This is a genomic window from Pseudomonas massiliensis (assembly GCF_000826105.1).
Lineage (GTDB): Bacteria > Pseudomonadota > Gammaproteobacteria > Pseudomonadales > Pseudomonadaceae > Aquipseudomonas > Aquipseudomonas massiliensis.
In genome coordinates this window covers 533,754-556,188 of sequence record NZ_CCYK01000007.1, presented here as the reverse complement: position 1 = coordinate 556,188, position 22,435 = coordinate 533,754, and the positions used below count along the sequence as shown (strand labels likewise).

The 22,435-nt window shown below is 63.4% G+C and carries 14 protein-coding genes; 6 read left to right on the top strand and 8 right to left on the bottom strand.

Annotated elements, in window-relative coordinates; genetic code table 11:
* Positions 1 to 25: 25 nt before the first annotated feature.
* Together BN1188_RS13385 and BN1188_RS13380 are read right to left on the bottom strand one after the other, a co-directional pair.
* Positions 26 to 244 (bottom strand): DUF1289 domain-containing protein, encoded by a 219-nt coding sequence (locus BN1188_RS13385; RefSeq protein WP_052469271.1) that lies wholly within the window; start codon positions 242 to 244, stop codon positions 26 to 28.
* A gap of 19 nt (positions 245 to 263) precedes the next feature.
* The gene (locus BN1188_RS13380; protein ID WP_040261958.1) at positions 264 to 863 is read right to left on the bottom strand and encodes a CoA pyrophosphatase; all 600 of its coding nucleotides are present in this window, start codon (positions 861 to 863) and stop codon (positions 264 to 266) included.
* Positions 864 to 978: 115 nt separating this feature from the next.
* Between BN1188_RS13380 and BN1188_RS13375 the strand changes: the two genes are divergently transcribed.
* The 4 genes from BN1188_RS13375 to BN1188_RS13360 all read left to right on the top strand — a co-directional run bounded on the left by BN1188_RS13375 (position 979) and on the right by BN1188_RS13360 (position 8,565).
* Positions 979 to 1,542 (top strand): NUDIX hydrolase, encoded by a 564-nt coding sequence (locus tag BN1188_RS13375; RefSeq protein WP_040261957.1) that lies wholly within the window; start codon positions 979 to 981, stop codon positions 1,540 to 1,542.
* A 28-nt stretch (positions 1,543 to 1,570) separates the two neighbouring features.
* Entirely contained in the window at positions 1,571 to 2,116 is a 546-nt protein-coding gene (locus BN1188_RS13370) for a L,D-transpeptidase family protein (protein WP_040261956.1), read from the top strand.
* Positions 2,117 to 2,241: 125 nt separating this feature from the next.
* Positions 2,242 to 3,993 carry a ShlB/FhaC/HecB family hemolysin secretion/activation protein gene (locus tag BN1188_RS13365; protein ID WP_052469270.1) on the top strand — a complete coding sequence of 584 codons (1,752 nt, stop codon included), beginning with the start codon at positions 2,242 to 2,244 and terminating at the stop codon, positions 3,991 to 3,993.
* A gap of 18 nt (positions 3,994 to 4,011) precedes the next feature.
* Complete coding sequence (locus BN1188_RS13360) at positions 4,012 to 8,565, top strand: hemagglutinin repeat-containing protein (protein WP_040261955.1); 4,554 nt, start codon at positions 4,012 to 4,014, stop codon at positions 8,563 to 8,565.
* 170 nt (positions 8,566 to 8,735) lie between these two features.
* On the opposite strand, the gene purL is transcribed toward BN1188_RS13360, so the two are convergent.
* Complete coding sequence (purL, locus tag BN1188_RS13355) at positions 8,736 to 12,632, bottom strand: phosphoribosylformylglycinamidine synthase (RefSeq protein WP_040261954.1); 3,897 nt, start codon at positions 12,630 to 12,632, stop codon at positions 8,736 to 8,738.
* A 186-nt stretch (positions 12,633 to 12,818) separates the two neighbouring features.
* Between purL and mltF the strand changes: the two genes are divergently transcribed.
* Together mltF and BN1188_RS13345 are read left to right on the top strand one after the other, a co-directional pair.
* A complete protein-coding gene (mltF, locus tag BN1188_RS13350; protein WP_040261953.1) occupies positions 12,819 to 14,285 on the top strand; it encodes a membrane-bound lytic murein transglycosylase MltF in 1,467 nt (488 codons plus the stop codon).
* Between the two features lie 95 nt (positions 14,286 to 14,380).
* A complete protein-coding gene (locus tag BN1188_RS13345) occupies positions 14,381 to 17,293 on the top strand; it encodes a membrane-targeted effector domain-containing toxin (RefSeq protein ID WP_040261952.1) in 2,913 nt (970 codons plus the stop codon).
* A 26-nt stretch (positions 17,294 to 17,319) separates the two neighbouring features.
* On the opposite strand, the gene tadA is transcribed toward BN1188_RS13345, so the two are convergent.
* The 5 genes from tadA to guaA all read right to left on the bottom strand — a co-directional run bounded on the left by tadA (position 17,320) and on the right by guaA (position 22,304).
* Complete coding sequence (gene tadA / locus BN1188_RS13340; RefSeq protein ID WP_040261951.1) at positions 17,320 to 17,805, bottom strand: tRNA adenosine(34) deaminase TadA; 486 nt, start codon at positions 17,803 to 17,805, stop codon at positions 17,320 to 17,322.
* Positions 17,805 to 19,178 (bottom strand): multicopper oxidase family protein, encoded by a 1,374-nt coding sequence (locus BN1188_RS13335; RefSeq protein WP_040261950.1) that lies wholly within the window; start codon positions 19,176 to 19,178, stop codon positions 17,805 to 17,807. The genes tadA and BN1188_RS13335 overlap by 1 nt, the downstream gene beginning before the upstream one ends.
* A 485-nt stretch (positions 19,179 to 19,663) precedes the next feature.
* On the bottom strand, positions 19,664 to 19,942 hold the full coding sequence (locus tag BN1188_RS13330) for a type II toxin-antitoxin system death-on-curing family toxin (RefSeq protein WP_408633623.1): 279 nt from the start codon (positions 19,940 to 19,942) through the stop codon (positions 19,664 to 19,666).
* Between the two features lie 119 nt (positions 19,943 to 20,061).
* Positions 20,062 to 20,232, bottom strand: a complete 171-nt coding sequence (locus BN1188_RS13325; protein WP_040263938.1) for a hypothetical protein — start codon at positions 20,230 to 20,232, stop codon at positions 20,062 to 20,064.
* A 494-nt stretch (positions 20,233 to 20,726) separates the two neighbouring features.
* Positions 20,727 to 22,304: a glutamine-hydrolyzing GMP synthase gene (gene guaA, locus BN1188_RS13320; protein WP_040261949.1), complete on the bottom strand. Its 1,578-nt coding sequence runs from the start codon at positions 22,302 to 22,304 to the stop codon at positions 20,727 to 20,729.
* Positions 22,305 to 22,435 lie beyond the last annotated feature (131 nt).

Here is a 22,435-nt window from a genome sequence, read left to right as displayed (position 1 = left end):
CGTTGGCCGAGGCCGCAGATGGGTTTCAGCGCATGACGCCCTGGACACGCGCTCGCGCCTGGGCCTGGGCAATGACCTGGCGCCGCTCCTCATTGCTCATCCTGCCCCACTGGGTAATTTCCAGCGCCGTACGCTGGCAACCGATGCACAGGTCATGTTCGTCCATGGCGCACACGTTCACGCAGGGGGAGCGTACCGGCCGCTCGGGCGTGGGTTGCGACGAGGCTTCGCCGAGGCTGGTCATCACGCAATGCTCCTTGTCATCAGGGCGAAGAATAGGGGCCGGTGGGCCTGTCCATGGTGATACCGGTGTCATACAGCAGGTTCACCAGCTCGACGATCATGATGGCGGTGAGCCCCCAGATCTTGAAACTTTCATAACGGTAACAGGGGACGTACCAACTACGCCCCTGGTAATCGATGCGATGGGTGTGTTCGCGCGGGTCTTCTCGGAAAAACTCCAGCGGAACGGAAAAGACCGCGGCGATTTCGGCGTCATTGGGACGATATTCCACGAACGACGGTATTACACCCACCACAGGCGTGACCTTCAGCCCATGGGCGGAGATCAATGGGCTAAGGTTGCCGACCACTTCCACCATGCCCGGAGGCAGCCCGATTTCTTCCTCGGCTTCGCGCAGGGCGGTGAACGTGAGGTCGGGATCTTCCGGGTCGCGCCGGCCGCCCGGGAAGGCGACTTCACCGCCATGGGTAGACAGCCCCTTGGCCCTGAGGGTGAGCACCAATTGCGGCGGGTCGTCTCGAGTGATAGGCACCAGAACCGCCGCCTCGGGAAATCGCTCGTCGATTTCCAGTGTTCCGGGCACATGATTGCCGATACGGCGTAGCAACTCCTCGAGCATGGCTTTCCTCGCTACTTGGCCTGCCCTCCATCATGCTACAAAGGCACTCAATGCCCAACCCCAAAAACACGCTCGCCCCCGGTCGAGACCGAGCAGCCTACCCAGCGAGGCCCCGATGAAGTTCTGCAGCCACTGTGGCCATACCGTTTCCCATTTGATTCCCGAGGGCGATACCCGGTTGCGCTACGTCTGTGGCGCCTGCTCGCAAGTGCATTACCAGAACCCCAACATCGTGGCCGGAGCCGTGCCCATGTGGGAGGGGCAGGTCTTGTTGTGCCGCCGCGCCATCGAGCCGCGCAGGGGATACTGGACCCTTCCGGCGGGCTTCATGGAAAACGGCGAAACCCTGGAACAGGCCGCGGCCCGGGAAACCGAGGAAGAGGCGTGCGCGCGCCTGCGCGAACTGCGGTTGTACACCTTGTTCGACCTGCCCCATATCAATCAGGTACATGTGTTCTTCCGCGCCGAGCTGAGCGACCTGGCCTTTGCCGCGGGCGTGGAAAGCCTGGAAGTACGGCTCTTTCATGAAAGCGAGATACCTTGGTCGGAGCTGGCTTTCCGCACTGTGGCGCGTACCTTAGAATGCCTCTTCAGCGACCGGCGCACAGGCGAATTCCCGGTTCGCAACGAGGCGCTGCCACCGCTGTCGGCGCAGCAGGTGGCAAGCCCTTCTCCCTAGCCGGCTGGTTCGAGGTTCGATTTCTTCAATGCGCGTGCTGTTTGCATTCCTGTGCCTGTCGTTCGCCTGCGCGGCCAACGCATCCTTCACCCAGACCATCGTCACACGCCCATTGACCCCGGCCGCCCCGCCGGCAGTCGTGCCCACCGGCCCGGTGGACAAACTGCTGGTGGTCAAGTCCGCCCGCCAATTGCAGTTGCTCAGCCGGGGGGTGCCCCTGAAGACCTACCGGGTATCCCTGGGCAAGCAGCCCCGCGGGCCAAAAGAGCGCGAGGGTGACAAGCGTACCCCGGAAGGCCTGTACTGGGTGGACTGGCGAAAGATCAGCGAGCGCTACAACCTGGCCTTGCATCTTTCCTATCCCAACCCGAAGGACATGGCCAAGGCAAGGGAAGCCGGCGTAGAGCCCGGCGGCATGATCATGATCCACGGCACGCCTGCCAGCGAGGACTATCCGGAGTGGTACTTCCAATCCTTGGACTGGACCGACGGTTGCATCGCGCTCAAGAACGATGACATGCGGGAGTTATGGAGCCTGGTGAAGGACGGTACCTTGGTCGAGATCCGCCCGTGAATATTTCCTAGGATTTTTCCCTCAAGATCCTCACCAGTTTCCTTCACTGCCCTCGGAAGCCGCTGACCGCGAAAACGAGGCGGACCGGGTAAGGTAGAAACCATTCATTCGGATGGTTTCTACCGATGCTGAAATTTCGAACCAAGCTTTCGAATATCGTACTCGCCTGCGCCCTGGTCGAAACAGCCCTGGCAGAGACCCCAGGTGGCGGGTCCGGCTTCCCGGCGCTACCGCCTACGCTGCTCGATGCCCCCCAGCGCTTCATCCAAGACAGCGAACAACGCCGCGAGGCCATCGAGGCCGAACAGCGCCAGCGCCAACTGGAGCGCCAACCGCCGCCCTCGCCACGCCAGCCCGCCCCGCCGCCCTCCTCGCAGGACGCACCGGACGCCCCTTGCTGGTATCTCACCGGGATCAGCGTCCAAGGCAATCGGCTGGTGTCGGACAGCCAGGTGCAGCATGCCGTCCGGCCTCTGCTCCGGCCATGCATGGGGCCGATGCGGATCAACCGCATCCTGGCCGCCATCACCCGGCTTTATACCGAGGCAGGCTATGTAGCCAGCCGGCCGGTGCTATTGTCCCCGCCCGCCGATCAGCAGCCCCTGGCCCTAGTCATCGAAGAGGGCTTCGTGGAAGCCATCGAGCTGGCGGACCAGGAGCTGCCGGTGAACCTGGGCGCCGCATTCCCGGGCATGATCGGCCAGCCCTTGCAGTTGCGGGCCCTGGAGCAGGGGCTGGACCAGCTCAATCGCCTGCGCTCGGTGGACCTCGTCGCCGACATTGCGCCAGGCCAGTACCAGGGTGGCACCAAGGTCGCGCTGCGCGCCGCCAGTCGCCCGCCGCGCTGGCAGGTCGACCTGGGCATGGACAATCAGGGAAGCGCCAGTACCGGGCGCCAGCGCATCAGCCTGAGCGCATCGGTGGACAGCCCCCTGGAGCGCAACGACTTTTTCAGCCTGCACGGCGCTCGCAGCCGGCCCAGCGACACTGCGGGCAGTGAAACCCTGGGGCTGAATTACAACATTCCCTATGGCCCCTGGAGCCTGTCCCTGGCGGCCAACCAGTTTCGCTACAAGGCCCAGGCGCCAGGGTTGCTGAGTGTCCTACCGATGCAGGGCACCTCCCATCTGTTCAGCTACGCGCTGGAGCGCGGACTGTGGCGGGATCAGTCCCGCTTGCTGAGCGCTACCCTGCGCCTGGATGACAAGCGTATCTCGGCCGGACTGGCCGGGCATCGCATCGCGCTACAAAGCCCTCGCTACCAGAGCCTGGAGCTGGGGCTCAACGGCCTCTGGGTGGGCCGCGCCAGATGGGCCGGCTATGTCGGCCATGGCCTGGGTTTGGGTGGGTGGCGAGAAGACGACGCCGGGCCGCGCAAACAACCCGGGGCGCGTAGCGCCCGCTACCGCAAATGGCGCCTGAGCCTCGTTCGCAGTTCAGCCCATGAGCTAGGGGGGCGCTACTGGACCCTGGCCAGCCAATGGACCGGGCAATACAGCCAGGCCCCCATGCCCGCCAGCGAAAGCCTGGGCCTGGGCGGCAGTTCGCTGGTTCGCGGCTTTCGCGAACGCCCCATCGACACCGGCAGCGCCCTGGCCTGGCGCAACACCCTGGCCCTGCCCCTTGCCTTGGACCACGGCTTTCGCCTGAGCCCGAGCCTGGGCCTGGACGCCGGCTGGGCCGAAGGTCGAGGCCGGGCATCGCGCAGTCTTGGCCACGTCCCTATCCGAGGGGAGCGCCTGCTGGGCGGCAGCCTGGGCGCGACCCTGGAACACCGGCATGGCGCGCTGGCCCTGGAATACCAGCGGGCGCTTTATCGGCGCAACGCCCCCTTGGACGGGGATTACTGGCAGCTGGCTGTGCACTTGCGTTACTAACCTCCAAGAGAAGCCCTCATGAAAAACAAAACCAAAGGTTCTCCTGTACTCTTTCTACGCCCGGACCCCCTGCGCTGGGCAGTTGCCGGTGCCCTGCTGTTCCCGGTCACGGGCATCGCCATGGAGGGCCTGGTACCCCTGCCTGGCCCCGGCGGCACGGCGCAGGTAAGCCAGCAAAACGGCGTTCCCGTGGTCGCCATCACTGCGCCTAATCCCCAGGGCCTTTCGCACAATCCCTTCGACACCTACAATGTGCCCCTGCAAGGGCTGGTATTGAACAATGCCCTGGTGGCCGGTCAGTCGCAACTGGCCGGCGCCCTGGGCGCCAACCCGCAGTTCCAGGGCCAGGCGGCGTCCGTCATTCTCAACGAAGTGGTCGGGCAGTTGCCGTCGAACATCCAGGGGCCCCAGGAGATCTTCGGCCAGGCCGCCGATTATGTGCTGGCCAACCCCAACGGTATCCATGTGCACGGGGTCGGCTTCATCAATACCCCGCGCGCGGTCTTTCTCGTCGGCACACCGGAGATCGAAAACGGCCGCCTTGCCGGCCTGAATACCTTCAACGCAGCGGGCGACCTGCGCATCAGTGGACGGGGCTTGAATACCGCCGCGGCCGTGGACCTGATCGCACCCAGGATCGATAGCCAGGGGCGCCTGGAGGTCGGCCCGAGCCTGACCGCCATCGCCGGGCGCAACCGCGTGCAGGCCGACACCCTGCAGGTGCTGGAAAGCCGGCAACGTCCTGAGGAAGCGCCGGGTATCGATCTCAACGTGCTGGGCGCGATGAAGGCCGGCCGTATACGGATGGTCAGCACCCGGGAAGGGGCCGGTATCCGCCTTGCCGGCCCCCAAGTAATAGGCAGCGCCGGGGTGACGGTCGCCTCGGCTGGCGACCTGAAAGTGGGGCCTGATGGCAAGGGCACCACGACCATTGCCGCCACCCAAGGGGACCTGGACCTAAGCGCGGGCCGGGACGTGGAAATCATCGGTAGTCGTCTGGCAGGCAGAACGTTGGCCGTCAAGGCCAAGCGGGACCTGACCCTAGACGCCACCACCGAACAGAACGTGCGAAACCAGCGGGAAGCCTGGAGCAGGAAGGCCCTGTTCATCACCACTGAAACCTACCGCAAGCACACCGAGGAGCGAAGTGACTCCCTGCAAGGCAATACCCTCACCGCCTCGGCAGACATGAACCTGAGCGCGGGACGCAACGTCAAGGTGCGTGCCAGTGACCTGCGCGCCGAGGGCGCGCTCAAGGTCAGCGCCGCGGACAACGTCAACATCGAGGCCGGCGTCAGCTCACGTAGCCGAAGCCAGGAAATTCGCCATCGCAAGCATCTGTGGCGCGGGAACCTCGATGAATACAGACTGGAAGAACAGGCTGTGGCTTCCAGGCTGCAAGGTGGGAGCCTGTCTATCGAGGCCGGCCGCAAAGCAGTGGTGCGTGGCAGTGATCTGGTTAGCCAGGGTGACCTGGACATAACAGCCGGTTCCATCGAGATCGATAGCCAAGGCCTCAGGCATGAGGCCAACAAGGACAACTACCGGGGCGACCTGGTGAAGGGCTTCTTCTTCGCCGACAAGGGCGATCGCCAGGAAACCGGCCTGCGTCAGCGCGGTAGCGACCTCAAGGCCCAGGGCGTGGCACGCCTGGTTTCCGATGACGTGCTCATTCGTGGCAGCAAGGTCGAGGGCAAGGCCGGTACCTTGACCGTGGGCGAAAAGGGCCCGGTTATCATCGATAGCGCCGCCGAGTTCACCCATATCAAGGACAACCGCAGCGACACCAAGCTGGGGGGCGTTTTCGGCAAGTCCAGCAGCCTGGAGCGCCAGCACACCGAAACGGTGGGTTCTACCGTACGCACGGACGGCGACCACCGTAGCCTGAGCGCCAGCGACATCCGCGTTGTCGGCTCATCCATTGAAACAGCGGGCACGCTGCGACTGGAAGCCAAGGACAAAGTGGAGATCCTCGCCGCCAAGGACACGCTGACAGAAACTACCCGCGCCGCTGAAGGCAAGCTATACGCCCATGCCGGCGAAACCCGCGCGGCCGAGGATGGCAAACCCGGCTCCAAGCAATGGTCCGCTGGCGTAGGCTATCAGCGCGAGACCACCGGGCAACAGGTCGACACACTCAAGCACAAGGGCTCTAGCGTGACCGGCGCGAAGGTGATCACCGCGGCGGATCAGGTGACCGTGCACGGCTCTAAAGTGGAATCCACTCAGGGCAACAACGAGGTGTTGGCCCGCCAGCTCGAGGTCAAGACGCTACTGGATGAAACCAGGAGCAACCGCACCACCACCACGATCAAGGCAGGCGAGCAGGTGACCGGGGGCATGGACCGGGTCGGCAGCGGGCATACCTTCGAACGAAACCGTGACGAGGAGCGGCGGGAGCGCGCTACCGCTGCCCTGGCCACCATCCAGTCAGCCGGGGATATTCGTTTCGATGTACGAGAACACGCCAGCTACGAAGGTGCGGTCATCGACGCCAAGGGGCAGGTGATTGAAAAGGCGCAGACCATTGACCGCAAGGTTGTCACGGAAATCGATGACGTGCAGCACAAGCGCAGCAGCCTGAAGGTGGACACCGGCGTCAGCGCCGAGTGGAAGGATCTTACCCGCCCCATCGAAAAACTGGTGAACGGGCAGGAGCAATCCCGCCTGCAGAAACAAGGAGTCGAGGATGCGCTGGTGCCGCCCTCCCTTGGCCTGGACGTGATGGCAAGCCATATGAACCGCGAACAGGGCACGCGCACTGAAACGCCGGTGGTGACTCAGGTCAGCGCAACGGGACTGGACGCGGAGGTGCAGGGGCGGCTTTATGACCAGGGCAGCGCCTACCGCATCGCTGGCGGCCAATCGCAGATCAAGGCAGGCAGCCATGAGGCGCCAGCGGCCGTATCCAGGCAGATAGAAACCCTCAAGCGCCTGGACGTCAATGCCGCGGCACGCCTGGACACGGTCACCAGTAGCGACATCAATGTGAAGCTGAGCGCCGATGGCTCATCCCGACAGACGTTGCTGGATACCCAGACCGCCGTGCCCATGCAGCTCACGTCCCCTGGTGGCATCCGCGTGCAATTGGGCACCGACGGCCGCTACGAAGGCAGCCAGTTCGAAGGCAAGCCGGATATCAGGGCCGGTGGGGATGTGAAGATGCTGCAGGCACAGAATCGCGTCCACAAGGAAGAAAGCGAAACCAGTGGCTATGGGCTGCTCAAGGGAGGCACCGCACCTACCGGTGAAAACGCGCTCTTCATGGGCGCCTTGAACCACAAGGTTCTGGCGAGCACCGATACCACCGGAGTGGGCGTCGGTATCGAGGCGCCCGAAGGCTCGATCCAGGCGGGCGGTGACGCCGAGCTTCAAGGCGTCACTATCAACAACGGCAGGGCTGCGACGGAGCGCTTCTCGGTTGAGGCCGCGGGCGTAGCCTCCATCACCGCCAAGCTGGACACCCATGAGGCCCAAGGGCAGAGCCTCGGTGGCGCGCTGCAAGCCGGGTTCAGCCGAAACCCGTCTGCCGATGCCCAGCGCCTGGGCGGGTCTCTCGGCGGGCATGTGGACATGGGCCGGGTGAGCGAGCAGGCCGAGCGCCGCATCGGGGCAGACCTGGCCGTGAAAGATCTGACCGTCACGGGCGGCGCCCACAAAGCAGTTGCGGTTCATCTGGAAGGTACCCAGTTGGCTGGCGATCGGCTGGAACTGAACGCACCCGCCGGAGGCGTGTTGATCGAGGCGGCGCGCGGCACGGAAGAAAAGGATAACCTGCAAGTCGCCTTGGGCGGCGAGGCAGGCGTCAGCCGCGGGCTGGACAAAGACGGTGACGCCTCGGCGCTCTATGCCCGGGCCAAGGTGGACGTGGACAAGGTCGACAGCACCACCTACAAAAACGCCGACCTGCAAGTGAAGAGCCTGGAAGTGAGCATGGCCAAGGACCTTGAACTCAAGGGCGCAACCGTGAACGCACAGCACGTCAAAGGTAATGTGGACGGCGATCTACGGATCACCAGCGTGCAGGATCAGGTCAGCTCCACCCAGGTAAAAGTGGACGGTCGCTTCAGCAAGGAAAAGAACCCTCAGGGCCTGCTCAATGCCCTTGGCGCGATGACGGGCCCATTGGCCGGCAAGGCGAAGGAAAAGGTCGGCGAGCAGGTACAGGCCCTTGACCAGACCCTGGCCCCCAGCCTGCTGATCGACGTCGTCACTGAGCAGCGCGACAACGTCAACCGCATGGCTTCGCTCAATGGCCAGCAAGGCATAGACCTGAATGTGGCCGGGGATACGACGCTGACCGGCGCCAAGCTTCGGTCTGGCTCAGGGCAAGTGAACCTGGGCGGCAGCGAGGTGCGCCTCGATGACCTGCATACCCAGGATTACCGCGCGGACGTGAGCCTCAACGCCGCGGCCAGCCCGGCCGAACTGATCAGCAGCATCGTCGAGGAGCTCACGGCCAAGCGCAGCGACCAGGCCAAGGCAGACGAGCATGGCAACCTCGGGGTGATCCGCACCGGTGGCCATGACAGGTCCCAGACGCTGAAGGCAGCGGTAGAGGACCGCCGCTGAAACGATCATCGCCACCAAGGCGGGCTGCTACGGGCTGGGGCTGGTACCCCGTAGCAGCCGCGCTTGCGCGCGACTAGGCCAACACCGTCACCACGCCCCGTCGCCGCCAAGGTGGCCACGGGGTAGGCGGTCCGGTATCTCGCCGTCGCCTGGATCGTGCTGGCCTGCGATCAGTTCACCCACACCCGGGCATTGCGGAACATGCGCATCCAACCACCGTCTTCGCTCCAGTCGTCGCCGTACCATGAGTTCTGCACAGCGCGGAATACCCGTTCCGGGTGCGGCATCATGATGGTTACGCGTCCGTCGCGGCTGGTAAGGCCGGTGATACCCCGAGGCGAGCCGTTAGGGTTGGCCGGGTAGGTTTCAGTGACCTTCCCATGGTTATCCACGAACCGCAGCGCGACGCAGCCGGAAACATCCGCCTCGATCAGCGCCTGCTCGCTGGCGAATTCCGCGTGGCCTTCGCCATGGGCAATGGCGATCGGCATGCGCGAACCGGCCATGCCTTGCAGCAGGATGGAGTTGGATTCCTGCACCTGCACCATGGCCACCCGGGCTTCGAACTGCTCGGAGCGGTTGCGTACGAAGTGCGGCCAGTGCTCGCTGCCTGGAATGAGTTCATGCAGGTTGGACATCATCTGGCAACCGTTGCACACGCCCAGGGCAAAGCTGTCGCTGCGCTCGAAGAACGCCTGGAAGGCATCCCGGGCGCGGCTGTTGAACAATGCGGACTTGGCCCAGCCCTCGCCCGCGCCCAGCACGTCGCCGTAGGAGAAACCGCCGCAGGCCACCAGGCCCTTGAAGTCATCGAGGTCGACCCGGCCGGCCAGGATGTCGCTCATGTGCACATCCAGAGCGCTGAAGCCGGCGCGGTCGAAGGCGGCGGCCATTTCCACCTGCCCGTTCACGCCCTGTTCGCGCAATACGGCAACCTTCGGCCGTACGCCGCTCTTGATATAAGGCGCGCTCACGTTCTGGTTGACGTCGAAGGACAGCTTGGCATGCAAGCCAGGATTGTCCTCCTCCAGCAACGCATCGAACTCCTGGTCCGCGCAGGTGGCGTTGTCGCGCATCCGCTGAATGCGATAGCTGGTTTCAGCCCACTGGCGGTGCAGCAGGCGTCGCTCGCCTTCGAACAGGGTGTCATCGCCCAGGCGAATGGAAACATGGCCGTTGTTCACCGGCCTGCCGATGACCACCACGCAGTCTTCCAGGCCAGCGGCGCTGAACTGGGTAAGGATAGCCGGGGTGGCGTCATGGCGAACCTGAATGACCGCCCCCAGTTCCTCGTTGAACAGTACCGCCGCAGCGTCTTCACGGCCGTGGGCCAGGGTATCCAGGCGCAGGTCCAGGCCGCAGTGGCCGGCGAAAGCCATCTCCAGGGCGGTAACCAGCAGACCGCCATCGGAACGGTCATGGTAGGCCAGCAGGTGACCGTCGGCGTTGAGCCCCTGGATCACCGCGAAGAAGGCCTTCAGGTCTTCGGCGTCGTCGACGTCCGGCGCAACCTGACCGAGCTGGCCGTGCACCTGCGCCAGAATGGACGCGCCCATACGGTTCTTGCCGCGGCCCAGGTCGATGAGGATCAGGTCCGTTTCGCCCTTGTCCAGACGCAGTTGCGGGGTGAGCGTCTTGCGGATGTCGGTGACCGGCGCGAAGCCACTGACGATCAACGACATGGGCGAGGTGACCGCCTTGTCCTGGCCTTCCTCGCGCCAGCGGGTCTGCATGGACATGGAGTCCTTGCCCACCGGAATGGTGATGCCCAGCGCCGGGCACAGCTCCATGCCCACTGCCTTGACGGTGTCATACAGGCGAGCGTCTTCGCCCGGGTGGCCCGCCGCGGCCATCCAGTTGGCCGACAACTTGATATCGGACAGCTGGCCAATGGCCGAGGCGGCCAAGTTGGTGAGGGTTTCGCCAATGGCCATGCGCCCGGAAGCCGGGGCGTCCAGAAGCGCCAACGGGGTGCGTTCCCCCATGGCCATGGCTTCGCCGGTGTAGACGTCGAAGCTGGTGGCCGTCACGGCGCAGTCAGCGACCGGAACCTGCCACGGCCCGACCATCTGGTCCCGGGCTACCAGGCCAGTGATGGTGCGGTCGCCGATGGTGATCAGGAAGCTCTTGCTGGCCACTGCGGGATGCCGCAGGACTCGGGTAATGGCGTCGGCCAGGTCCAGGCGGGCCGGGTCGAAGTCATCGCCCTGCTCGGCTTCACGGGCGACACTGCGATGCATGCGCGGCGGCTTGCCCAAAAGCACTTCCAGCGGCATGTCTACCGGACTGTTGCCGAAGTGGCTGTCGGTCACGGTCAGGTGCGGCTCGGCGGTGGCTTCGCCGACCACCGCGAACGGGCAGCGCTCGCGTTCGCAGATGGCCTGGAAGCGCGGGAAGTCCTCGGCCGCCACCGCCAGCACATAGCGCTCCTGGGATTCGTTGCTCCAGATTTCATGCGGGGCCATGCCAGGCTCGTCATTGGGCACGTTGCGCAGCTCGAAGCGGCCGCCACGTCCACCGTCGTTGACCAGCTCCGGGAAGGCATTGGAAAGACCGCCAGCGCCTACGTCATGGATGAAGCGAATCGGGTTGGCGTCGCCCAGCTGCCAGCAGCGGTCGATGACCTCTTGGCAGCGGCGCTCCATCTCGGGGTTTTCCCGCTGCACGGAGGCGAAATCCAAGTCCGCCGAGCTGGCGCCGGTGGCCATGGAGGAAGCGGCGCCGCCGCCCAGGCCGATCAGCATGGCCGGGCCGCCGAGCACGATCAGCTTGGCGCCCACCGGAATCTCGCCCTTCTGCACATGGTCGGCGCGAATGTTGCCCAGGCCGCCGGCCAGCATGATGGGCTTGTGGTAACCCCGCACTTCCTGACCACGGGGGCTGTCGACCGACTGCTCGAAGGTACGGAAGTAACCGGTCAGGGCCGGGCGACCGAACTCATTGTTGAAGGCGGCGCCACCCAGGGGGCCCTCGATCATGATATCCAGCGGGGTAACGATACGCTCCGGCTTGCCGTAGGCCTTTTCCCAGGGCTGCTCGAAGCCGGGGATGTTCAGGTTCGAAACGGTGAAGCCGGTCAGGCCGGCCTTGGGCTTGGAGCCACGGCCGGTGGCGCCTTCGTCGCGGATCTCTCCGCCGGAACCGGTGGAGGCCCCGGGGAAGGGTGCGATGGCGGTAGGGTGGTTATGGGTTTCCACCTTCATCAGAATATGCACCGGCTCGCGCACGGCGCCATATTCGCCAGTCGCCGGGTTGGGGAAGAAACGCCCCGCCTCGTGCCCCACGATGACCGCCGCGTTGTCCTTGTACGCCGACAGTACGCCCTCGCTGTGCATCTGGTAGGTGTTCTTGATCATGCCGAACAGGCTTTTTTCCTGGGCCTGGCCGTCGATGTCCCAACTGGCGTTGAAGATCTTGTGGCGGCAGTGCTCGGAGTTCGCCTGGGCGAACATCATCAGCTCGATGTCGTTGGGGTTGCGCTTGAGACCCTGGAAGCTGCTGACCAGGTAATCGATTTCGTCGTCGGCCAGGGCCAGGCCCAGGCTCACGTTGGCCGCCTCGAGGGCCGCGCGGCCGCCACCGAGCACATCCACGGAGGTCATCGGGCGAGGCTCGGCATGGCTGAACAGGGCCGCGGCATCCTCGAGGCGCTCCAGCACGCGCTGGGTCATGCGATCGTGCAGCACCGCCGCGACCTGAGCGGTTTGGTCGTCGCTCAGCTGGCCTTCGACGTAGTAGGCAATCCCGCGCTCGAGCCGCTCCACGCTGGCCAGGCCGCAGTTATGGGCGATGTCGCTGGCCTTGCTGGACCATGGCGAGATGGTGCCGGCCCGTGGCACTACCAGGAACAGGCGCCCCCTGGGCTCCTGCACCGCTACGCTCGGCCCGTACTTGAGCAGGCGAGCCAGCACTTGCAGCTGTTCGTCGTTGAGGTCCGCCTTGAGTTCGGCAAAGTGGGCGAACTCGGCGTACACACCGGTGACAGCTGGGACCTTCTGGCTCAGTTGCTCCAGTAATTTACCGTGGCGAAAGGCAGAAAGGGCAGGAGCGCCGCGCAGGATCAACATCGTGGGGAGAGCCTCGGGAGGGGTGTAGATTGGGTCGTGCATTCTAGCCTAAACCGCCGGCGGAGGCACCCGTGACAGCGCCGGGCGGTGCCGACGGCGTCGCGGTGTTCGAACCGCCCTGCCCTAGCAGAACCCTGTTGCACTGTCGAGATATGGCCCGCGGGGCGCTTTGCGTATACTGCGGCTATGTTTGCCTCGATCGTTCCCCACATGCGCCACGCGCTGTGGCTCCTTGCAACCGGTTTCCTGTTGATGCTCAGCGGCTGTGTGGAAAAACCCAGCACACTGGAGCGGATAAAGGAAGATGGCGTGCTGCGCGTGATCACACGCAACAGCCCGGCCACGTATTTCCAGGATCGCAGCGGTGAAACCGGTTTCGAGTACGAGCTGGTCAAGCGTTTCGCCGACGATCTCGGGGTCAAGCTGGAAATCCAGACCGCCGACAACCTCGACGACCTCTTCGCCCGCCTGGGCCAGCCAAACGGTCCGGTACTGGCCGCCGCCGGCCTGGTCAGCAGCGGCTCGCGCCAGCAGAGCGCGCGCTTTTCCCACCCCTACCTGGAAGTCACCCCGCAGATCATCTACCGCAATGGCCAGGCACGCCCCACCGAGCCGAAAGACCTGGTCGGCAAGAAGATCACCGTGCTCAAGGGCAGCACCCATGCCGAGCAACTGGCCGAACTGAAGGCCCGCAATCCCGGGCTCGACTACGAAGAATCCGATGCGGTGGAGGTGGTAGACCTGCTGCGCATGGTGGACGAGGGCCAGATCGACTACACCCTGGTGGACTCCAACGAAGTGGCGATGAACCAGGTGTATTTCCCCAACGTGCGGGTTGCCTTCGACCTGGGCGAGGCGCGAGACCAGCGCTGGGCCGTGGCGGCCGGTACCGACAACAGCCTGCTGCACGAGATCGATGGCTTCCTCGACAAGGTCCGCCGCAATGGCACCCTGCAGCGCCTGAAGGATCGCTACTACGGCCATGTGGACGTACTTGGCTACGTAGGCGCCTATACCTTCGCCCAGCATCTGCAGGAGCGCCTGCCCCGCTTCGAGAAGTATTTCCAGGCAGCGGCCAGGCAGGAACGGGTGGATTGGCGACTGATGGCCGCCATCGGCTACCAGGAATCGATGTGGCAGGCGTCCGTTACTTCCAAGACAGGCGTACGCGGCCTGATGATGCTCACCCAAAGCACGGCCCAGGCGATGGGCGTGGCCAATCGGCTCGATGCTCGCCAGAGCATCTTCGGGGGCGCCAAGTATTTCGCCCTGATCAAGGATCAGCTCGACGAAAGCATTCAGGAGCCGGACCGCACCTGGTTCGCCCTGGCGGCCTACAACATCGGCACGGCGCACCTGGATGACGCCCGCAAGCTGGCCGTGGACGAGGGGCTGGACCCGAACAAATGGCTGGATGTGAAAAAGATGCTGCCGCGCCTGTCTCAGAAAAAGTGGTACAGCAAAACCCGCTATGGCTATGCCAGGGGCGGTGAGCCGGTGCATTTCGTAGCCAACATCCGCCGTTACTACGACATTCTGACCTGGGTGACCCAGCCTCAGGGCGAGGGCGCCGCCGTGGCCGACGGCAACCTGCATGTGCCGGGGGTAGACAAGACGCGTCCCGCCGAGCAGAAGAACTCGCCGCCGCTCTGACCATGGCGCTTCACCCCTGGCGCGGCACAGATATGTAGCGCCTGCCGGAACCTTCCTGGGCACATCCTCGAAAACCCTATCGAGGAGACACGCCTGTGACACAAACCCCGCCTGGTTCCCTCCACCCCTACCTCCAAGCCCTGGCGCAGACCCTTGCGCGAAGCTGTCCAGACCTGCGCGAAAGCATCCGGCGTCTGGCCGCGGAGTTCCTGCAAGCGCATGGTTTGCCTGGCCTGGACCCGGACCGCGTATATTGGCACCGCTTCGCTGAAGCGGTAAGCAGCCCCCGCGCGTTCACGGGTTGGGCCCACTACGCAAAGCCCAGTGAATCGATGACTCTGGCGCAGTTGGTCATGCACCGCTTCAACAGCAACGACCAGGATGCCCAGGACCAACTGGACCAGCTCAGCGGTTTCTACACAGTGGGCCCTGACGCGCCAGTATTCGATGAGCGCAACGAAGTTCGCGTTTTACCGCACCAATTGCTCGAATGGTTGTGGGCTACCGATCCGAAAACCCGACTGCTCAACCACACCCGGACCTTCTGGCGCGAGCATCAGGCCGACTTCCGCTTGCTGGCCAAGGCGCACTTCATCGCCCAAGGGCTGGAGGCACGGCAAACCGGCGCCATTTCCGACGCCGACCTGGGGTATCTGTTTGGCGTGCTGGCCGGTGGCGCTCACGCCGAGCTCGACATGCAGCAACTCACGGCAGAATGCGCGGCCGACACGGAGGGTACCCGCGTTTACCTGCTACAGATCGGTGAGTGTCAGTCCAGTGATCTCCTGGGCGTGGAAAATGCCAAGGGAGAGCATTTCTTGTGGGTACCCGGCTCCGCAGGCAGTCTGCATAAGTTCGAGTCCATCAGGGCCTTGCGTTGGTGGCTGCTGGAACACACGAAGGACGCAGAGGGCCGGGCTCGATTCGTGCTGCATTTCCCCTTGAAGACGCGCCTGGAGGCCTCCGACAACGACCTGAATCACAGCATCGATCAACTGTTCTACCACTGGGGCAGCCTGGCAGGCGATGCCTGGATTCATCACCCAGAACAACGCCTGGCAGGCGATGCTTTCACTGCCTTGGCGTGCAAGAGCCGAGAGCGCATGCTCGACGATGCGCAACTGCTGCTGCTCAGCAATGCGCAGCAACGAAAGAAGATGTGGCTGGGCTACCTGGGTGCCGCCAATCAAGTGTTTGGCCCCATGGCAGCGCTGGACTGGCCCGTTGCCTTGGCAGTGGTCGGCGCAGGCCTGGCCGATATCGGCCTGAATGTCGACCAAGCGCTGAATGCGCCCCTACGGGCCGAGCGTGAAGCGGGCGTGGCAGGCGCGATAGTCGCTAGCATCAATACGCTGTTCAACGGGCTGTACCTCTGGGGTGCATGGGCAAACCCAGGCAATATTCCCGAGAACGAGGTGATACCCGAACGTGCCAGCTTCGGCGAAGCTGATACAACCATCGAGCTTCCCGAGCTGCCCGACCAGACGACACTGCTGGCCCAGCCAACCGAGGTTACCCCCCAGGCCAACCTCTTGGCGCACTATGAAGCCAATGTGATTCTCGACGCCTACCCCCTTGGCACGGAAGGCAGGGCGGCGGGCATCTATGCGCTACCAGGAGGCGCGAACTACGTGAGCATCGAAGGCTTGCCTTACCGTGTACGTTACTCGGCGCAGCTGCAAACCTGGATGATCGTCGATCCGGAGCAGCCCTTCGCTTTCCACGACTGCCTGCCCCTAGCTCGCACCGAAGCTGGCAGTTGGGTAGTGGCGCCAGGCGTCAGGCTGCAAGGCGGCGCCCCATTCGGAAACCTTTGGCCCTGGGCGCGCTATCCAAGGCTTCGCATCACCCCTTATGTACCTGGCCGCTATGACTTGCCCGCGCAATACGAGCAACGCCTGTGCGAGATCATCCTTGATCCGGAGAATCGCACGCTGCGAGGCTACGTTGATCCGAGCACAGGCGACTCCGGGCTATTCGCCAGCTTCGAGCAGAGGCAAGACCAGCTCACCGAGGACGCTTGGCAGTTCTTCCAACGAGCCGTAGCGCAACCCCACCCTAGTCTTGAACCACTGGCGGCGAGCATGCCAGGAAAGCAGGTCGTTCGCTCGATCTTTGCGCAAAGTCGTGGCCTGGTGATCGGCGAAGCTCACTCACACATCGCTGGCAAACAGTTCTTGGTGGAGCAACTTCCGAACATGGCCAAGGAAGGTGTGCAAACACTTTATATGGAACACTTGCTGACCGATGCCAACCAGACCGACCTGGATGCGCTCGCCACCACGGGCAAGCTCCCCCCTCGCCTGCGGCAATACCTCAAGGACCTCGACGAAGGCCACGAGACTGATCCTGACGGCCGCTATACCTTCAGGGCTGTGGTAAAGGCTGCGGCGAAAAGCCGTATCCGCATCAAGGCCCTAGACTGCGCCGCCAGCTATGGAGGGCGCGTAAGCATCGATCTGCGTAACTCGGTTCGCCAGCAGCGAATGAATTATTACGCTCACGAATTGATGCGCACTGCTCCACCTGAAGGTAAATGGGTGGCGCTGGTTGGCAATACCCATTCCGACCGCTACCTGCAGGCGCTTGGCCTGGCAGACCTCGAGGGGGTCGTCAGCCTGCGCGCGGAGGATGTTCCTCTCGGCGTGGCGGCGGGAATCGAACCCGACGAGGGTGTCATCGTGCCTCGCACGGACCGGCGCTCGCTTCTGGTCAGGAGTGACCTGCGCCTGCGAGTGCCCAACCGCCGGCCCGGTGTCAACCTGGACAAGTCCGTGGAAACTCGACTGGCCGCCCGGGGCAGCTTCCTCATTGCGCAACGCGGCCAGGACCTTGAAATGCTACACCGTAGCCGCGCTGGAGAAATCGTGCGCACGCCGGTGGTCCGAGCGCATGGCCGATTCGTCATTCACCGGGACCAATGGCCCCAGGTCAGCGGGCGAGCCTACGCCTCGCTCGAACGGCTGATCGCGGCCCTGCAAGCGATGGGGCTGACTCCTGTCGACTAGGGCACCAGGCGTGGCGCTATCCGCGCTCAGCGTGAACCGCCCCGCCTGCTTTTGAAAAAGCCGCTGAGCAAGGCAGCACAGGCATCGGCAAGCACGCCGCCTTCCAGCATGGGCCGGTGATTGAGGAACGACTGCTCGAAGAATCGGCCCTGACTTTGGACGATGCCCGCCTTGGGCTCGGCAGCGCCGAAGACGATACGAGCGATACGCGAATGCACGATCAAGCCCGCGCACATACTGCATGGCTCCAGAGTCACGTAAAGAGTTGTGCCCGGTAACCGGTAGTTACCCAGCGCGGCGGCGGCCTCTCGAATCGCCACTACTTCGGCGTGGGCGCTAGGGTCGTGGGTGCTGATCGGGCAATTGAAGCCCTGGCCTATCACCTCCCCCTGGTGTACCACCACAGCGCCTACGGGCACCTCACGCAAGGCCGCGCCCCGCTCGGCCAGCTCAAGGGCCTGTTGCATGAAATGGGTATCCCGACTGCGGTCCACGATCAGGGGCTGGCGCATCAGGTCACCTGTATGGCGGCCATCAGGCCGGTTTCCATGTGGTCGATCACATGGCAGTGGAACATCCAGGTACCAGGATTATCGGCCACCAGGGCGACCTGGGCGCGTTCATTGCGCCCCAGCAGGAAGGTGTCAGTGAAGTAAGGGATGATCTTGCGCCGATTGGACCGGATTACCTTGAAGCTCATGCCGTGCAGGTGGACCGGGTGTTGATACTGCGTCATGTTCTTCAGCTCGAAGATATAACTCTTGCCTCGCTCCAGGCGGGCAATCGGCCGGTCGGCACAGGTTTTGTCATTGATGTCCCAGGCAACGCCATTGATCTGCCAGAGGCTGGGCGGGGCGTCCACGCCCGCGGCGGCGGTGCTGCCGACCCATTCGAAATTGAAGTTGAGTTTTTCAGCGCTGGCCAGGTCGGGCTCGGCTACCGGGTTGGGCGGCAAGGGCGCGGGCCAGTCACCGGTCTGGCCGTCCACGGCCACGGCGCGGAACGTACCCAAGCGCACCGGCCCATCACGCAGGGCGATTTCCTCCCCCGCCGCCGGCACGCGCAGGGCCAGGCACACTCGCATGCCCGGGCCAAGCCAGTAGTCCTTGCCGAAAGGGCGGGGTTCGATGGGGTTGCCGTCCAGGGCATACAGCCGGGCCTCGCCGGCCCCTTTGAGGTTCAGCCGATAGGTGGCGGTGTTATCCAGGTTGAGCAAACGAAGGCGGACGATCTGGCCGGCTGGCAACTCCACAGTGGGATTGGCCACGCCATTGATGGTCGACAGCCGGCCCAGGGTGCCGTTGCGTGCCGCTTCACGGGGAATGCTGAAGGGCAGGAACGCGCCCTGTTCGTCCACGTGCCAGTTCTTCAGGCTCAAGGTGCGCTCGTGAACGAAGCCCGTCGGTTCGCGCTCCTCGATGATCAATGGCCCGACCAGGCCCCGTCCCAATTGCTCGCTGCTGGCCACGTGAGGGTGATACCAGTAGCTGCCCGCATCGGGCACACGGAATCGATAAATGAAGGATTCGCCTGGCAGCACCGGCATCTGCGATACGTAGGGCACACCGTCCATTTCCAGTGGCAGGCGTATGCCATGCCAGTGGATGGTGGTGGGTACGGGCAAGCGGTTGGTAAAGCGCACCCGCAGCCAGTCGCCTTGCCGAACCCGCAATTCCTGCCCGGGCGCCGAGCCGCCGAAGGCCCAGGCGGGCGTCTGGAAGCCCGGCACCAGCTCAACATCCAGGGGCGCCGCGATCAGCTCATAGTCGTGGGTGGTCGCCGCTTCGTTACGGCCCAGCCAATAGCGGGCGGCACCGCCCGCTCCCAGCCCTAACACAGCCAGGCCGGAAAGGCCCGCAAGGATCTGGCGACGAGTGAAGGACATGGTGGTTTGGAACCTCTGGCGTAAACCTGGGGTAAGCCCATCAGGGGGCCGATACCATACACGGGTGAGCGGCAAATTTTAAGAGCATCGGTCAGGCAGGGCGACTCATTGGTGCTGGTATATCCGGATACTGCCCAAGCGGCTTCTACAGAGCCGATACCCACGTGGGCGTCTACGACGAGTGCAATGAAATCAGGCTTCCTCCTAGCGAGGTTTTGAGCCTGCTCTGGCCAAGGCCACGGTCCTTGGTCGGGCCCTGCCGCCAAGCAGCATGGCTGCCTCAGCGAGAGGGATGTGGGGATATACTCAATACCCATGCCGGGCCGGTGCAAGCGCCAGTAACCCTGGCCATGCTTGAGCCCCATACCGGCCAGTAAGCTGACAGCGCAATAAATGAAACGCCCGGCGCGCCGAGCGGGCCGGGCTCCGCCGCATTATCATGACTGGACTATCAGGCCGGCACCCCTAAAAAAGCCCTCCGAGCACTAAGCCTGATTTTGAGAAGCAATGAAGGAGGAGTAGAGGATATCGGCGAAATCATACTGATCGATGTCACCGATAACCAAATCCCTGACGGCATCCGCTAGCAGATCATTATCTAGAGTAATTTCATAATCATTGAGCGAAAGGTATTCCAAGCCTACTGCCAGCCCGGTACGCTTGTTGGCATCGGGGAGAGCGTGACCTTGTGCGATACTGGCAGTGTATTTAGCGGCAATTTCAAATACATCATCAAGGCCTTCGTAGGCGATCGCATTGTCGATTCGGGCCAGCGCACCTTATAAGATCGGAATATTTACTGCCCCTTTCATGCCGGGCTCGGTCGCCAGGATCTGCGTGTTTATCTCGATGACACGTTCAAATGGAAAGAAGATCAACTCCATTACATGTCAGCCAACTTCTGAAACGTCTTTTTGTGGGTTCTAAGAGCTAGCTTGGTTTCCGTATAAACGATCTGCCTACCTTGGTCGCCGCTCAAGTCCAGCTTCTTGGTCGCTTTGATTTTTGGCCTTGCTACTATGGATATGCCATAGGTGGTCAGCTTGCGGTTCATGGCTTGTATACCCCTAAACGGCTTGATCAATTTCCACTTGAAAGGTAACACACTAACAGGCAGGACGCACCGAGCCGCCGACTCAAGGCACCGGAAAGGTTGTTTGGCGCTTTCTTGCCAAACCAGCGGCCCCTTCTGGCGAATGAAGGTAAAGACAGGCCTGATTGTTTTTTCACGTACTCATCGGTCTGTCGGCAGTGATGCTGATTTGACACGACGCACCGCACTGCGCCATGGCCATGCCTGCCGCACCAAAGAAAAATGGTTTACACCTCCCAAGGATCATTTATGTTGTAGGTGCTTGCGCTTTAGCAAAATGAAAGCCCTCATAGATCCTGGATAAGCCGGCGGCCCTTATTCTCGGCCCTGTCAGCCTTCTGCTTTTCGGCCAAGTGCTGGTTGTCCTGGCAAAACTGCTATACGCAAAAGCCCGCAGTTACGCGGGCTTCAGGGCATTTCTTGCTAGATCGTGCCGGACAATGCCGGACGTAGGATCATTCCCACTCGATAGTCGCTGGCGGCTTGCTGGACACGTCGTAGGTGACCCTCGAGATGCCTTCGATCTCGTTGATGATGCGGCCGCTGACCTTCTCCAGCAATTCATAGGGCAGGTGCGCCCAGCGCGCGGTCATGAAGTCGATGGTTTCCACCGCGCGAAGGGCCACGACCCAGGCGTAACGGCGGCCGTCGCCGACCACGCCGACGGACTTCACCGGCTGGAACACGACGAAGGCCTGACTGACCTTGTGGTACCAGTCGGCCTTGCGCAGTTCCTCGATGAAGATGTGGTCCGCCTGGCGCAACAGGTCCGCGTACTCCTTCTTCACTTCTCCAAGGATGCGCACGCCCAGGCCAGGGCCCGGGAAGGGATGGCGGTAGACCATGTCGTAGGGCAGGCCCAGTTCCAGGCCAAGGCGGCGAACTTCGTCCTTGAACAACTCGCGCAGCGGCTCGACCAGCTTGAGGTTCATTTCCTCCGGCAGGCCGCCTACGTTGTGGTGGGACTTGATCACATGGGCCTTGCCGCTCTTGGCGCCGGCCGATTCGATCACATCCGGGTAGATGGTGCCCTGGGCGAGGAACTGGATGTTGTGCAGCTTGCTGGCTTCGGCATCGAAGACGTCGATGAAGGTGCGCCCGATGATCTTGCGCTTCTTTTCCGGGTCCGCCTCGCCGGCGAGGTTTTCCAGGAACTGAGCCTCGGCATTGGCGCGGATCACCTTCACGCCCATGTTCTCGGCGAACATGGCCATCACTTGCTCGCCTTCATGCAGGCGCAGCAGGCCGTTGTCCACGAATACGCAGGTAAGTTGGTCGCCAATGGCTTTGTGCAGGAGCGCGGCCACCACGGAGGAATCCACGCCACCGGACAGGCCCAGCAGCACGTTGGCGTCGCCTACCTGCGCACGGACCTGCTCGATGGCGTCGTCGGCGATGCGCGACGGCGTCCACAGGGCTTCGCAACCGCAGATATCCAGCACGAAACGGGACAGGATGCGCCCGCCCTGCTTGGTGTGGGTCACTTCGGGGTGGAACTGCACGCCATAGTAACCACGGGTGTCATCGGCCATGCCGGCGATGGGGCAGCTCGGGGTGCTGGCCAGCACGTGGAAGCTGGATGGAATCTCGGTGACCTTGTCGCCGTGGCTCATCCAGACGTCCAGGCCCAGCACGCCGTCGGCGTCAATGTGGTCCTCGATGCCGTCGAGCAGGCGGCTCCTGCCAACCACATCCACCCGCGCATAGCCGAACTCGCGCAGGCTGGAGCCTTCCACCCGGCCGCCCAACTGCTCGGCCATGGTCTGCATGCCGTAGCAGATGCCCAGCAGCGGCACGTTCAGGTCGAATACGGCCTGGGGCGCGCGGGGGCTGTCGGCCTCGTGCACGGACTCCGGGCCGCCCGCCAGGATGATGCCCTGCGGGGCAAAGGCGCGAATCGCCTCGTCATCCATGTCGAAGGGGTGCAGCTCGCAGTAGACACCGATCTCGCGCACGCGGCGGGCGATCAGCTGAGTGTACTGAGAACCGAAGTCGAGAATCAGGATGCGGTGGGCGTGAATATCGAGGGCCATGAGGGAACTCTTGAAAGGCAGCTGCAGGCCGCGAGCTGCAAGTTGTTATGAGCAACGCAGCCGCGACGTTATCGAAAACGCGGCGGCTGCGTCTCGCTTCAGGCTTGCCGCTTGAAGCTTATAGCTTGAAT

Bases quoted from the DNA above. Each gene is read 5' to 3' on its own strand.
- BN1188_RS13380 (WP_040261958.1), bottom strand. From the start codon at position 863: ATGCTCGAGGAGTTGCTACGCCGTATCGGCAATCATGTGCCCGGAACA.
- mltF (WP_040261953.1), top strand. From the start codon at position 12,819: ATGTTTGCCTCGATCGTTCCCCACATGCGCCACGCGCTGTGGCTCCTT.
- BN1188_RS13335 (WP_040261950.1), bottom strand. From the start codon at position 19,178: ATGTCCTTCACTCGTCGCCAGATCCTTGCGGGCCTTTCCGGCCTGGCT.
- BN1188_RS13375 (WP_040261957.1), top strand. From the start codon at position 979: ATGAAGTTCTGCAGCCACTGTGGCCATACCGTTTCCCATTTGATTCCC.
- tadA (WP_040261951.1), bottom strand. From the start codon at position 17,805: ATGCGCCAGCCCCTGATCGTGGACCGCAGTCGGGATACCCATTTCATG.
- guaA (WP_040261949.1), bottom strand. From the start codon at position 22,304: ATGGCCCTCGATATTCACGCCCACCGCATCCTGATTCTCGACTTCGGT.
- purL (WP_040261954.1), bottom strand. From the start codon at position 12,632: ATGTTGATCCTGCGCGGCGCTCCTGCCCTTTCTGCCTTTCGCCACGGT.
- BN1188_RS13360 (WP_040261955.1), top strand. From the start codon at position 4,012: ATGAAAAACAAAACCAAAGGTTCTCCTGTACTCTTTCTACGCCCGGAC.
- BN1188_RS13370 (WP_040261956.1), top strand. From the start codon at position 1,571: ATGCGCGTGCTGTTTGCATTCCTGTGCCTGTCGTTCGCCTGCGCGGCC.
- BN1188_RS13325 (WP_040263938.1), bottom strand. From the start codon at position 20,232: ATGAACCGCAAGCTGACCACCTATGGCATATCCATAGTAGCAAGGCCA.
- BN1188_RS13385 (WP_052469271.1), bottom strand. From the start codon at position 244: ATGACCAGCCTCGGCGAAGCCTCGTCGCAACCCACGCCCGAGCGGCCG.
- BN1188_RS13365 (WP_052469270.1), top strand. From the start codon at position 2,242: ATGCTGAAATTTCGAACCAAGCTTTCGAATATCGTACTCGCCTGCGCC.